Here is a 12,968-nt window from a genome sequence, read left to right as displayed (position 1 = left end):
GGATCGCTAAACCGACCTAACAGGATCAGCCGAGGCCGCCGCCGGATCACCGCGGGGCTGTTGATCCTGCCCGTCCGGGGGAAAGGCTGGCCCTTGGGTTGAAACAACACCCGCGCCTCTGGCCCCTCCGAGACAAATGATGCGGCGGAGCGGTCTGACGAAGCCGAAACGCTAAAACACATCACGGTCTCCGGGCTCCGCCCGGCCGCTCCGCGCCTCCCCACACCTAACGCGCCTTCGCGCGGGAGATCGCCAACCCATGTCCCTCTCCCCTTGCGAGAGAGGGTGGCCTGCGGAGCAGGGGCGGGTGAGGGGTCTCTCAGAACTGAAAGCGCGTGCAGCGGTCAGGCCGGGCGGAGCGTCTCCCATCTGAGAGACCCCTCATCCGTCGGCCTTCGACCGCCACCTTCTCCCACAAGGGGAGAAGGACTCCAGACACCCTTTGACACAAACCCGCTGCATCGCAGCAAAGGCCGCCCCCCAACTTCCTGCCTAGCGTGGCGGTCCAGCCGCGCCGCGCCGCGACGTTCGTTTCCCCCTTTCCCCGGACGTCGCGGCCATCGCACGGAGGTTCCCTTGGAACAGTTTCTCGAACGCGCCGCCCTCTTCCGCGGCCAGGTCTTTCCCGCCCAGAGCGCCCTCTACGAGCGCCTGGCCAGCCACGGCCAGAGCCCCAAGGCCCTGATGATCTCCTGCGCCGACAGCCGCGTCGTGCCCGAGCTGATCACCCAGGCCGCGCCCGGCGATCTCTTCGTCTGCCGCAACGCCGGCAACATCGTGCCGCCGTTCAGCCAGGCCAACGGCGGGGTCTCCTCGGCCGTCGAATACGCCGTCGTGGCGCTGGGCGTGCGCGACATCGTCGTCTGCGGCCACTCCGACTGCGGGGCCATGAAGGCCTTCTCGCATCCGGAAGCCCTGGAAAAGATGCCCAACGTCGCCGCCTGGCTGCGCCACGCCCACGCCGCCCACAGCGTGGTCTGCAACGCCTATCACGGCCTCGACGACCACGGCCGCACCCGCGCCCTGTCGCTGGAGAACGTCGTCGTCCAGATCAACCACCTGCGCACCCATCCTTCGGTGGCTTCCGCCATCGCCAAGGGCGAGCTGACCCTGCACGGCTGGTTCTTCGAGATCGAGACCGGCCACATCCAGGCCTATAACGGCGACACCGGCCAGTTCGAGCAGGTCTTCGAAGGCGCGCCCCTCCCCGTCGCCCAGCGCCCCAGCCGCCGCATGGTCGCCGCCGACCACCTGGGCATCGCCGCCGAATGACCCGCTCCGCCGTTTCCTCCCCCAACGGCAAGGCTGGTCTGACGGCGTTCCTGTCGCGTGACCTGACCGCCTCGATCGTCGTCTTCCTCGTCGCCATGCCGCTGTGCATGGGCATCGCCGTCGCCTCCGGCGTGCCGGCCGAGCGTGGCCTGATCACCGGTATCATCGGCGGCATCATCGTCGGCGCCCTGGCCGGCTCGCCCCTGCAGGTCAGCGGCCCGGCCGCGGGCCTGGCCGTCATCGTCTTCGAGATCGTGGCCAAGCACGGCCTGTCGACCCTCGGGCCGATCCTGGTGTTGGCCGGCCTCGTCCAGCTGATCGCCGGCGCGCTGAAGATGGGCCAGTGGTTCCGCGCCATCTCGCCGGCCGTCGTCCACGGCATGCTGGCCGGCATCGGCGTGCTGATCGTCGCGGGCCAGCTGCACGTGCTGTTCGGCGACAAGCCGAAAGCCAACGGGCTCGACAACCTGATGGCCATCCCGGCGGCCCTGGGCGGCCTGTCGGCCTCGACCTTCGGCGGCGCGGAAGCGGCCCTGCTGGTCGGTGTCGTCACCATCGGCTCGATCCTGCTCTGGGAAAAGGTCCGCCCCGCCAAGCTGAAGCTGGTTCCCGGCGCCCTGCTGGGCGTTCTGGCCGGCACCTTCGTGGCCATGGGCTTCGGCCTCGACGTCCAGAAGATCGCCGTGCCGGAATCGATCGGCGCGGCCATCGCGATCCCCGGCGCGGCCGATTTCGCCAAGCTGCTGGATCCGATGATCGTGCTGACCGCCGTGGCGGTGGCCTTCATCGCCTCGGCCGAGACCCTGCTGTCGGCGGCCGCCGTCGACCGCATGCACGATGGTCCCCGCACCAAGTACAACAAGGAGCTGTTCGCCCAAGGCGTCGGCAACATGATGTGCGGCGCGGTCGGCGCCCTGCCGATGACCGGCGTGATCGTGCGCAGCTCGGCCAACGTCCAGGCCGGCGCGGCCACCCGCCTGTCGGCGATCATGCACGGCGTCTGGATCCTGGCCTTCGTGGCCCTGCTGCCCTTCGTCCTGCGCCAGGTGCCCAGCGCCGCTCTCGCCGGCGTGCTGGTGGTCACCGGCTGGAAGCTGGTCAGCCTCGACCACGTGCGTCACCTGTTCGCCCGCTACGGTCTGCTGCCGGCGCTGATCTGGGCCGCGACCTTCATCATGGTCGTCGCCACCGATCTGCTCACCGGCGTCCTGGTCGGCCTGGCCCTGACCATCGTCGAGCTGCTGCCGAACCTGAAGAAGATGCGCCTGCGCATCGACCAACGCGACGTCGGCGAACAGGAGCAGGAAATCCGCCTCAAGGGCGCGGCGACCTTCGTGCAGTTGCCGAAGATCACCAAGGCCCTGGACGCGGCCCCGGACGGCGGCGTCGTCCGCCTCGACACCAGCGCCCTGACCGTTCTCGACCACACCGCCACCGAGGTGCTCAGCGAGTGGGTCAAGAGCAAGGAGCGCACGGGATCGAAGGTCGAACTGCCGCCCGCCTGCGTGTTCGGCGCCCGCCTGCGACCCGCCGGCGCCCACTGACCCTGCCCCGCCCCCGGGGACGGCCGCTCGCCGTCTCCGGGGTTCTTTTCGATGCGAGACCCTAGAGATCCCCGATGAACAAGGCCCAGGAACGCGCCGCCGACGTGACGGCCCAGGTGCTTTGCGCCTATCTGAACAACAATCTCGTCTCCACCGACGACCTGCCAGACCTGGCCGCCCGCACCTATGCGGCGCTGGAGGCGGTGTTCTCGACGCCGGCCGCGCCGGTCGAACGGCCCAGCCCCGACGAGATCGCCGCCAGCGTCAGCGACGACGCCATCATCAGCTTCGAGAACGGCCGCCGCTACCGCTCGCTCAAGCGCCACCTCAACAGCCTGGGCCTGACCGAGCAGGAGTATCGCGCCAAGTGGGGCCTGCCCGACGACTACCCGCTGGTCGCCGCCAGCTTCTCGGACCTGCGCTCCACCGCCGCCCGCGCCAGCCGGTTCGGGACGCGGGGCTGACCACAACGAAAAAGGCCCGCCGATCTGGCGGGCCTTTCTGCGTTTCTACCAGGCGCCGGTGTTGGGCATCGAGGCCCAGGGCTCGGCCGGCGGCAGGCTGCCGTCCTGCAGCAGCTCCACCGAGATGCCGTCGGGCGAGCGGACGAAGGCCATGTGGCCGTCGCGCGGCGGGCGGTTGATGACCACGCCCATGTCGGCCAGGCGCTGGCAGGTCTCGTAGATGTCGTCGACCCGGTAGGCCAGGTGACCGAAGTTGCGGCCGCCCTGATAGTCTTCGGTGTCCCAGTTGAAGGTCAGCTCGACCAGCGGCGCCTTGCGCTCCTTGGCCAACTCCACGTCCTCGGGCGCGGCGAGGAAGACCAGGGTGAACCGGCCCTTCTCGTTCTCCATCCGGTACATTTCCTGGAGGCCCAGGCCCTCGCAGTAGAACCGCAGAGAGGCGTCGAGATCCTTCACGCGGACCATGGTGTGCAGATAGCGCAAGGGGGCCTCCTGGTGTTGCGAAGCGTCGATATAGCGGATCAGCTACTCGGCCGCGACCTTGCCGCGCGTCTGGCGACGCCACAGGGCCGCGTATTCCCCCTCGGCCGCCAGCAGGTCGGCGTGCGGGCCGCGCTCGACCACCTTGCCCCGGCGCAGGACGATGATCTCGTCGGCGTCCGCGATGGTCGACAGCCGGTGGGCCACGACCAGGGTCGTGCGCCCTTCCCGCGCCTTGCGCAGCGTCGCCTGGATCGCGGCCTCGGTGCGGCTGTCCAGCGCGCTGGTCGCTTCGTCGAGGATCAGCACGCGCGGATCGGCCAGCAGGGCCCGGGCGATGCCCACCCGCTGGCGCTCGCCGCCCGAAAGCTTCAGGCCTCGTTCGCCGACCTTGGTGGCCATGCCTTCCGGCAGATTGCCGATGAAGTCGCCGAGTTCCGCCGACCGGGCCGCGCCCCAGACCTCTTCCTCGGTCGCGTCGGGACGCCCGAAGGCGATGTTGGCCGCGATCGTGTCGTTGAACAGCGCCACGTCCTGCGGCACCAGCGCCACGGCCCGCCGCAGCGAGGCTTGCTTCAGAGCCTTCAGGTCATGGCCGTCCAAGGTCACTCGGCCGGCTTGCGGGTCGATCATCCGCAGGGCCAGGCGCACCAGCGTCGTCTTGCCGGCGCCGGACGGGCCGACGATGGCCACCGTCTGGCCCGGCTGGGCGACGAAGTTCACGTCCGTCAGGCCGTCCGATCGCGCCCCGTGGCGGAACGAAACGCCCTCGAAAGCCACGGCCCCGCCACGACGGTCGCCCGTCGGCGGCAGGTCGATGGCGTCGGGCGCGTCGGCGACATCGGCGCCCTGGCGGCGCAGGTCCATCATCGACTCCATGTCGATGAACGACTGGCGGATCTCGCGGTAGGCGAAGCCGAGGAAGTTCAGCGGCTGGTACAGATTGACCAGGATCAGCACGACGGCGGTGATGTCGCCCGGGCCGATGCGGCCTGCGGCGGCTTCCGAGCCGGCCAGCACGGCCATCACCGCCAGACCCAGGCTCATGATCAGCGACTGGACCACGTTGAGCAGCGACAGCGAGTTGGTCGCCTTGATCTGGGCCGCGCCATAGGTGGCCAGCGCTCGCTCGTAACCGCCGACGGCGCGCTCTTCGGCCCCGAAGGTCTTGACGGTCTCATAGTTCAGCAAGGCGTCTACGGCCCGGCTGGCGGCTTCGGCGTCGGCTTCGTTGAGCACGCGGCGATGGCCGATCCGCCAGTTGGAGATCGAGAAGGTCAGGACCCCGTAGATCACGACGGTGACGATCGCCGTCGCCGCGAACCGCCAGTCATAGGCCCGCGCCAGCACGGCGGCGGCCAGCACCAGCTCGACCAGGGTCGGGGCGATGTTGAAGACCAGGCCCCGGATCAGGAAATCCATGGCCCGCGCGCCGCGGTCGATGGTCCGCGACAGGGCGCCGGTCCGCTTGGTCTGGTGGAAGTCGATCGACAGCGACAGGGCGTGGGCGAAGGTCTCGGTCGCCGCGCGGTTCTGGGCCGCCTGGGCGACGGGCGTGAACACCGCATCCCGGGCCTGCGGCGCGGCGGCGGCGATGAAGCGAACGCCGGCCCAGCCCAGCGCCAGGGCGCCGAACGACAGGGTCACCTGGGTCGCCGCGCCCTGCCCGGCCGTCAGCCGGTTGACCGCCGCGCCCAGCAGCAGCGGCGCGGCCACGCCCAGCGCCTTGCCGGCGAAGGTCAGGACCAGGGCCGCCGTCAGCCGCCAGGTCAGGCCTGGCGCCTTCGAGCGCAGGACGAGACGCAGGAGTTCCGCCAGCGCCTCCCAGCCGGAGACCGGGCGTGAGGCTTCCGGCGCCGTGCGGGCCTGATCGCGACCGGCCGAAGAAAAGCCCCTCACGAGCCGGTTCCCGGCGTGAACAGCATGGTGGTCTGGACCCCTCCGCCGGGCGTCATCCAGTCGGCGCGCCAGCCGCTTTCGAAGCGCTCGGCGTGCAAGGGACCGCCGGTCAGCGGCGCGGGCGGGGAAACCACCAGGCGGACGAGGTTCTCGCCGCCCTCGCCGGCCACCTGCACGGTATGCTCGCCGGCCCTGAGGGGCGAGGTCAGGGATAGGCTGAAGCGCCCTTGGGCGTCGACCTTGCCCTCGGCCTGGGTGGTGCGATCGACACGGACGCCGAAGCCGGCGCCGGGCCGGCCGACGCCGGAAATCACCGCCCCGCCCTCGCGATCGAAGTCGATGGCCAGGATACGCGGCGAATCGGACGGCCCCGACAGCGGCTCGGTGCCGCCCCCGGCCCGCAGCAAGGCGACCGCGCCCTCCGGAGCGACGAAGAGATAGCCTTCGGCCTGGACGGTGCGGCCCTCGCGGGTCATCGACAGGCCAAAGAGGCGGGGCTCGGCCGCGCCGGGCAGGATCGCCCGCCACAGACCGCCGGCGTCGGCCTCGGTGCTGACGGCCTGGCCGGTCGGCGAGCCCAGTCGCACGGAGGCGCCGGGCGCCGCGGATCCAGAAACGGCGACGCCGCCGGCCTCGACCGCCGCGGTCACCACCCTGGGCGGGGCGAGATAAGCCGCTTCCGGGTCGCGGGCCGGCTGGGCGGCCGGCGCTTCCTGGCCCCAGTTGCGCCGTCCCGCGTCGTCGCAGCCCGCCAGGGTCGCGATGAACGCCAAGGGGGCGACGAGGGCCAGGGGCCACGGCTTGAAAGCAGCCTTGCGAATCCCGATCATGCGCCTTCCAAGTCTGGCGTCGGCCTGCGGCCGAGCCTGAAACACCGATGGCGCGCCCTTCCCGCTGGGAGCCGCGCCTTTTCTTTTGTTGGAGTGGACGACGATGCCCGACCTGTCTAGCGCCCTGGGATCGGTCTGCGTCTACTGCGGCTCATCGAACACGGCCGATCCGGCCTATCTGCAGGCGGCCTACGACATCGGCGGCGACTTCGCCCGGTCCGGGATCAAGCTGGTGTACGGCGGCGGAGGCGTCGGCCTGATGGGCGCGGCCGCGCGCGGCGCGCACGACGCCGGCGGCAAGGTGCTGGGCATCATCCCCGAATTCCTGCGCGGCCGCGAACAGCCCTTCGACGACGTCGAGACGGTGATCGTCACTTCGATGCACGAGCGCAAGATGTTGATGTTCGAACGCTCGGACGCCTTCGTTGTGCTGCCCGGCGGTATCGGCACGCTCGAGGAAATCATCGAGCTGCTGTCCTGGCGGCGTCTCGACCTGCACCGCAAGCCGATCGTCTTCCACAACCCGGACGGATTCTGGGATCCGCTTTTCGCCCTGCTTCACCACACGATCGAGCGCGGACTGACGCCGCCGGCGCTGGCCAACGCCTGGGTCTCGGTCACGGAGGCTTCGGAAGTGACGCAGGCCTTGCTGGCCTGGGGCCTGGACGTCGATCGCGACCACGAGATCGACGTTCGTCGATTGACTTAGTTTTCAATCACAACGAACAATGTGATCAGCGTCCACCTAGAAATAGGACGCGGGGATAGGAGATGTCCATGCGTATGCTTCTGCTCGGCGGTTTCGCCGCGATTTCGCTCGTCGGCGCGGCCCAGGCCGCGACCTCCGAAGGCGCCATGCTCGTGCTCAAGGCGCCGCCGGCCAAGGCCGAACTCATTCAGGACGGCGCGATCTGGCGCTGCACCGGCACCGTCTGCAAGGCGCCGACGGTGAAGGCCCTTCCGGCCGGTCGCAGCTGCCGCAAGATCGTGGCCGAGCTCGGGGCCGTTTCGGCCTTCACCTGGCGCGGCGATGCGCTCGACGCCGCCGGCATCGAGGAATGCAACGCGGCCGCCAAGCCGTAAGCCCTGCCCGACAAAGCGTCGGATTTTCACGCCATCCCGGACCGACCGGGATGGCGTTTTTCTTTGGTGAGAAGCCCTGGGGCGCTACTTCCTGTCCGAAGTCTTGGACGGCCGCTGCGGCGGCTTGGAGGTTCCGGGGCGAGGCCCGACCAGCAGTCCGCCCATCAGGGCGAAGGACAGCATGGCGTGGTTCATCTTCGTCACGTTCATGGCGGCGTCTCCTTGACCAGCCCGGAGCGGTTCAGGAGGGCTTCCTGAAAACGCTCCACTTGTTACGGGACCGATCGGCAGACCGGCCCAGCCAGAAAGAGACGCGCGCGGCTTACAGGGACTCGCACCCTCCTAGTCGTCAGCGCGTCATGGGGGAGGATGCGCTCAAGCTCGCCCATGACAAGCAAAATATTCCGGGTTCGGACGATGTCCGCATGCTGAAAATGATCTCAGGCGGCCCAGATCATTCGCAGCGAATATTGTCCGCCAACGAATGAATTAGTGAAGCGTGGCGCCGTCCCGGTCCATCAGCTCATGGGTGACGGCCTGGCTCACGGCGTCGGGTTTTCCGGCGGCGGCGATGATGTTGGCCGCGGCCCGCAGCATGACCGGCTCGATCCGATCGGCCTCGCAGCCAACCAGTTCGGCGGCCAGTTCCGGCAGGTCGGCGCACAGGCGCAGCTGGCCCGCGATCCGTTGCAGGGCGAAGTTTTCCTCGAGGCCTGGGTCGTTGGCGACCACGCCGACCAGCAGCGACAGGGCGGTTTCCAGCTTGTCGGCGCGCGCCTTGGCCTCGCGGGCCTGGTCGAGCAGAAGGCGGGCGCTGGAGTCCATGGCCTCCAGGGTGTCGGCCAGTTTTTCCGGGGAGAGACCTTGGAGGGCTTCGGGGCGGAGCATCACATTCACCGTGCAGTCGATCGGGTGTTCTGCTGCGTTGAACGGTCGCACCCCGGCCGACGGGGCGGTGAAAATCGCGCTTCCAGAAAAAAGGCCGCCCGCGTCGGCGTGACGCAGGCGGCCTCCTTCGAAAAACGGCGTCGTTCCGTGGGCGGCGCCGTTTCTTAGGTGGTGTCAGGCCGCGGCGCCGAACGACAGCCCTTCGTAGCGGCGCAGGTGGTGATCGACCGAGCCGAACAGCCCCTCGATGATCGTGCCGCGCTTGAAGTAGTGGCCGATGGCCAGTTCGTCGGTCATGCCCATGCCGCCGTGGATCTGGATGGCGTTCTGGCCCACGAACTTGAGCGCGCGGCCGATCCGCACCTTGGCGGCCGACACGGCCTTGGCGCGCTCGGCGTCACTCTCGTCGAGCTTGATGGTGGCCATGTAGGTCATCGACACCGACTGTTCGAGCTCGATGAACATGTCGACCATGCGGTGCTGCAGCACCTGGAAGTCGGCGATGGCGCGGCCGAACTGCTTGCGCTGCTTGGCGTAGTCCAGCGTGCCTTCGTGCAGCTTGCGCAGCACGCCCACGCCCTCGGCCAGGCTGGCGGCGGTGGCCTCGTCGATGACCTTCTCGACCAGCGGCAGGCCCGCGCCTTCTTCGCCGATCAGGGCGTCGGCCGGGATCGACACGTTCTCGAAATAGACCTCCGAGGCGCGGCCGCCGTCGACGGTGGGATAGTCGCGGGTGACGACGCCCGGCAGGGTCTTGTCGATCAGGAACACCGACACGCCCGAGGCCTCGCGCTGGCTTCCCCCGGTGCGGGCGGTGACGACGAGGTGCGAAGCGAACGGCGCGCCGACCACCACGGCCTTGTGACCGTTCAGGATCCAGCCCGCGCCGTCCTTCTTGGCGGTCGTCTTCAGATCGCTCCAGGTGTAGCGGCCCTGGGGTTCGGCATAGGCGAAGGCGATGGTCGTGGTTCCGGCGACGATCCCTTCGATGACCGAGGCGGCGCCGGCGTAGCCCGAATGCTTCATGAAGCCGCCGCCGATGACGACCGTGCCCAGATAGGGCTCGATGACCAGCGCTTTGCCGAACTCCTCCATGATGATCATGTTGTCGATCGCGCCGCCGCCCAGGCCGCCCAGCTCCTCGCTGAACGAGGCGCCCAGGATGCCCAGCTCCTCGGCGAAGGCCTGCCAGTAATCGGCGCGCCAGCCGCTTTCCGAGGCCACGATCTTGCGGCGGGTCTCGAAGTCGTACTTGTCCTGCAGGAAGCTCGCGACCGTGTCGCGGACCATCGACTGCTCTTCGGTAAAGTTGAAGTCCATCCCTGAAGTCCTTTGTTCTCAAGGCTCCGAGGCCGCGTTCCGCCAGGCCTGCCAGGAGCGTCGTTGATTGGATAGCGAAGCGCCCTCCCCATCGCCGGGGAGGGCAGTCATCAGAGCCCGAGCACCATCTTGGCGATGATGTTGCGCTGGATCTCGTTGGAGCCGCCGTAGATCGAGGTCTTGCGGACGTTGAAATAGGTCGGGGCGGCGCGGTGGGCGAAGTCGGGGCCGATCGGATGGGCGTTGTCGCCGTCCTTCGGGAAGCCGCGGAAATAGGGCGCGCCGTAGTGACCGGCGGCCTCCAGGGCCAGTTCGGTGATCCGCTGCTGGATCTCGGTGCCCTTGATCTTCAGGACGCTGGATTCGGGACCGGGACCCTTGCCGGCGGCTTCGCCCGCCAGGGTGCGCAGTTCGGTATATTCCAGCGCCGTCAGGTCGATCTCCAGTTCGGCGATCTTGCGCTTGAACATCGGATCCTTGATCAGGGCGTCGCCGTCGTCCGAAAGCTCGGTCGAGGCGATGGCGCGGATGCGTTCGATGCCGCGCTTGGAGCGGGCGACGCCCGCGATGCCGGAGCGCTCATGGGCCAGCAGGAACTTGGCGCAGGTCCAGCCCTTGTTCTCCTCATAGATGCGGTTCTCGACCGGCACCTTGACGTTCTCGAGCCAGACCTCGTTGACCTCGTGCTCGCCGCCCAGGGTGATGATCGGGCGCACGGTCACGCCGGGCGACTTCATGTCGATCAGCAGGAACGAGATGCCTTCCTGGATCTTGGCGTTCGGGTCGGTGCGGACCAGGCAGAAGATCCAGTCGCCGTGCTGGGCCAGGGTGGTCCAGGTCTTCTGGCCGTTGACCAGGTAGTATTCCTTGCCGTCGTCGCCAGTGAAGCGCTCGGCCTTGGTCTTCAGGCTGGCCAGGTCGGAGCCTGCGCCCGGCTCGCTGTAGCCCTGGGCCCACCAGATCTCGCCCGACAGGGTCGGCGGCAGGAAGCGCTCCTTCTGCTCGGGTGTTGCGAAGGTGTAGATCACCGGCCCGACCATGTTGATGCCGAACGGCAGGATCGGCACGCAGTCGGCGCGGGCGGTCTCTTCCGACCAGATGTAGCGCTGCACGGAGGTCCAGCCCGGGCCGCCGTACTTCTGCGGCCAGGCCGGGGCGACCCAGCCCTTCTTGGCGAGCGTGCGGTGCCAGGAGAGGAAGTCCTCCTTGGACATCTCCTCGCCCTCCTCCTGCCGCTCGCGCAGGCCTTCGGGGTAGTTCTGGGCGATGAAGGCGCGAACCTCGTCGCGGAAGGCCAGGTCTTCAGGCGAAAAGTCGAGGTTCATGGCGGGCTCCCGAACATGGCCGACTGGGGCGGCCTTCTCTGTTGTTTCGGGGCGATGATAGGAGCCAAACGAGCGTTTGGAAAGATGACGCTTGGGTCAACGTAAACAGCGTTCACCCAAGCTTCGGAAATCAGGTCAGCGAACCTCGCAGGCCAGGCGCACCAACGCCACGGCCGACGCGCCGCCGACGCCTTCCTCGCCCTCGATCTCCAGCGCCAGCAACGGCGACTTGCCGAGCTTCTCTAGCAGACGGGCGTGGCCGGGTCCGGCGACATGTGCAGCCACGGCGTGGGCGATCAGGTTGGGATCGATGGCGTGCAGCACGGCGGCGGCGGCGGTGGCGGCGTAGCCGTCAAGCAGGACCGGGATCTTCTGGACGCGAGCGGCCAGGATCGCGCCGGCCACGGCGGCGGTCTCGCGGCCGCCCAGCTGGCGCAGGACCTCCAGCGGATCGGAAAGATCGCCCTCGCCTCGCGCACGCTCGACGGCGGCGGAGACGTCAGCGGTCGCTTCGGTCCAGTCGCCGGCCTCTCCGCCGAACAGGGCCAGGGCGATGGCGGCGGCGTCACGGTGGGCTTCGGCGGCGATGACGCCGGGAATCAGCAGGTCGGGCTGCTTGGCCAGGGCTTCCATGCCGAAGGCCATGGTCGCGGCGCATTCCTTTTCGCTCATCGAGGCCTTCTGGCGCGCGTCGGGCGTCGGGCGGTCGATGGCGAGGTCGAAGGCCTCCAGGCCCGCGCCCTGGGCGCCGGCCAGACGGCAGACGGTCGCGCCGCCCGAAGCGACGGCTTCGAGACGATCGCGGGCGTAGCCGCGCGGACCGACGCCCTGGCGCGCGCCGGCGTAGAGGGCGATCACAGGCCGGTTCACCGAAGGCGGATTGCGGCCCGTCCAGGCCGTCAGCCAGGCCGAGATCTCGGCCAGACGGCCGCCGTCGGCCGGCGGAACGAAGACGCCCGGCGCGGGCAGGTCGGCGGCCAGGTGGCGGATGTCGGCGAAGGGCGAAGCGGCGGCGGAAGCGGTCATGGGCGCGGACTTAAACCCGTCCGCGCCCGATGCAAGCGCATCGCGCCAGATTGTTGGCGCGATGCGAAGAAATCAGGCCCGAGAAATCAGCTTTGGCCCAGCGACTTGCAGGCGCCGTCGCGCTCCTCGACCAGGGCCGACTTGGCGGCGCCCTCGGCGTTGGCGGCTTCGCGCTTGGCGTCCAGGCGGGCGCTGTCCGCGCGGTCTTCGGTGGAGCTGTGCCGGCCCTGGCGCTGGGTCTTGATCAGCGACTTCAGCGCCGCGGAATCGGCTTCGCCCAAGGTCTTGGCCTCGGTCAGGCCCAGGCAGCGGTTGGCGCGTACGAACTGGGCGTCGCTCAGGCGTTCGGCGGCCAGGGCCGGAGCAGCGATGGCGGCGAGCGAGGCGGCGGCGAGCAGGATGACGGTGGTGCGCATGAGCTATTCCCCAATGGTTGCGATCGGGTCGCACGACCGCGACGCGTCGAGCGGCTTGCGCGCGACGCCGTGGACGGCGACATTCGGTCATGACTTCCGAAAGCCGCCCTCCCCGTCCGATCGTCACCCCTTGCGTGAAGGTGTGCGCGGTCGATGGCGCGAGCGGCTTCTGTCTCGGTTGCCGGCGGACCCTGCAGGAGATCGCCGGCTGGTCGCGCTACAGCGACGAGGAACGCGCGGCGATCATGGTCGCCCTGCCCCATCGTCCCGACCCGATGGAAAGCCTGATGGCCGCCCAGGCGGGTTCGCGCGGTTGAAGCGCCCTCAGGATCTCGAAAGCATCGCAGGGCTCAGCGTCGAGGTTGTTCCTGAAGCGTCGCTTCAACGCTTTTGAACATGCGACCTCGGATTTGAGCTTTGA

Annotated in this window: 15 protein-coding genes; 6 read left to right on the top strand and 9 right to left on the bottom strand. The window is 68.9% G+C overall.

Annotated elements, in window-relative coordinates:
- Window positions 1-576: 576 nt before the first annotated feature.
- The 3 genes from AC07NS_RS19460 (at window position 577) to AC07NS_RS19450 (ending at window position 3,280) form a co-directional block, all read left to right on the top strand.
- Window positions 577-1,272 (top strand): carbonic anhydrase, encoded by a 696-nt coding sequence (locus AC07NS_RS19460; protein WP_494605899.1) that lies wholly within the window; start codon window positions 577-579, stop codon window positions 1,270-1,272.
- Window positions 1,269-2,816, top strand: coding sequence for a SulP family inorganic anion transporter (locus AC07NS_RS19455; RefSeq protein ID WP_494605897.1), 1,548 nt, complete (start codon window positions 1,269-1,271; stop codon window positions 2,814-2,816). Before AC07NS_RS19460 ends, AC07NS_RS19455 begins: the two co-directional genes overlap by 4 nt.
- 74 nt (window positions 2,817-2,890) lie before the next feature.
- Window positions 2,891-3,280, top strand: a complete 390-nt coding sequence (locus AC07NS_RS19450) for a Ros/MucR family transcriptional regulator (protein ID WP_494605895.1) — start codon at window positions 2,891-2,893, stop codon at window positions 3,278-3,280.
- Between the two features lie 45 nt (window positions 3,281-3,325).
- On the opposite strand, the gene AC07NS_RS19445 is transcribed toward AC07NS_RS19450, so the two are convergent.
- From AC07NS_RS19445 to AC07NS_RS19435, 3 genes are read right to left on the bottom strand one after another with little or no spacing between them, the layout of a single operon-like run.
- Entirely contained in the window at window positions 3,326-3,763 is a 438-nt protein-coding gene (locus AC07NS_RS19445) for a VOC family protein (RefSeq protein ID WP_494605893.1), read from the bottom strand.
- Between the two features lie 42 nt (window positions 3,764-3,805).
- A complete protein-coding gene (locus AC07NS_RS19440; protein WP_494606287.1) occupies window positions 3,806-5,731 on the bottom strand; it encodes an ABCB family ABC transporter ATP-binding protein/permease in 1,926 nt (641 codons plus the stop codon).
- Window positions 5,656-6,489 (bottom strand): Ig-like domain-containing protein, encoded by an 834-nt coding sequence (locus tag AC07NS_RS19435; protein WP_494605891.1) that lies wholly within the window; start codon window positions 6,487-6,489, stop codon window positions 5,656-5,658. Before AC07NS_RS19435 ends, AC07NS_RS19440 begins: the two co-directional genes overlap by 76 nt.
- A 103-nt stretch (window positions 6,490-6,592) precedes the next feature.
- Here AC07NS_RS19435 and AC07NS_RS19430 point away from each other — a divergent pair, with 103 nt between their 5' ends.
- Complete coding sequence (locus tag AC07NS_RS19430; RefSeq protein ID WP_494605889.1) at window positions 6,593-7,198, top strand: LOG family protein; 606 nt, start codon at window positions 6,593-6,595, stop codon at window positions 7,196-7,198.
- A gap of 68 nt (window positions 7,199-7,266) precedes the next feature.
- A complete protein-coding gene (locus AC07NS_RS19425) occupies window positions 7,267-7,572 on the top strand; it encodes a CC_3452 family protein (RefSeq protein ID WP_110121658.1) in 306 nt (101 codons plus the stop codon).
- A gap of 84 nt (window positions 7,573-7,656) precedes the next feature.
- Here the strand turns inward: AC07NS_RS19425 and AC07NS_RS19420 are convergent, their stop codons facing one another.
- From AC07NS_RS19420 to AC07NS_RS19395, 6 genes are all read right to left on the bottom strand, one after another.
- Entirely contained in the window at window positions 7,657-7,782 is a 126-nt protein-coding gene (locus AC07NS_RS19420) for a hypothetical protein (RefSeq protein WP_492855357.1), read from the bottom strand.
- Between the two features lie 279 nt (window positions 7,783-8,061).
- Window positions 8,062-8,460 (bottom strand): hypothetical protein, encoded by a 399-nt coding sequence (locus tag AC07NS_RS19415; protein WP_494605887.1) that lies wholly within the window; start codon window positions 8,458-8,460, stop codon window positions 8,062-8,064.
- A 174-nt stretch (window positions 8,461-8,634) separates the two neighbouring features.
- Window positions 8,635-9,780, bottom strand: a complete 1,146-nt coding sequence (locus tag AC07NS_RS19410; RefSeq protein WP_494605885.1) for an acyl-CoA dehydrogenase family protein — start codon at window positions 9,778-9,780, stop codon at window positions 8,635-8,637.
- A gap of 110 nt (window positions 9,781-9,890) precedes the next feature.
- On the bottom strand, window positions 9,891-11,105 hold the full coding sequence (locus tag AC07NS_RS19405) for an acyl-CoA dehydrogenase family protein (protein WP_494605883.1): 1,215 nt from the start codon (window positions 11,103-11,105) through the stop codon (window positions 9,891-9,893).
- A 135-nt stretch (window positions 11,106-11,240) separates the two neighbouring features.
- Window positions 11,241-12,131 carry a nicotinate-nucleotide--dimethylbenzimidazole phosphoribosyltransferase gene (locus AC07NS_RS19400; RefSeq protein WP_494605881.1) on the bottom strand — a complete coding sequence of 297 codons (891 nt, stop codon included), beginning with the start codon at window positions 12,129-12,131 and terminating at the stop codon, window positions 11,241-11,243.
- Window positions 12,132-12,217: 86 nt separating this feature from the next.
- Window positions 12,218-12,547: a hypothetical protein gene (locus AC07NS_RS19395; protein ID WP_494605878.1), complete on the bottom strand. Its 330-nt coding sequence runs from the start codon at window positions 12,545-12,547 to the stop codon at window positions 12,218-12,220.
- 89 nt (window positions 12,548-12,636) lie between these two features.
- Here AC07NS_RS19395 and AC07NS_RS19390 point away from each other — a divergent pair, with 89 nt between their 5' ends.
- Entirely contained in the window at window positions 12,637-12,864 is a 228-nt protein-coding gene (locus AC07NS_RS19390) for a DUF1289 domain-containing protein (protein ID WP_494605876.1), read from the top strand.
- The last annotated feature ends 104 nt before the right edge of the window (window positions 12,865-12,968 follow it).

The organism is Caulobacter sp. GW821-FHT10A10, assembly GCF_059415745.1.
Note: the sequence above shows the minus strand (reverse complement) of the source record. Positions and strands in the feature narration are given on the sequence as shown.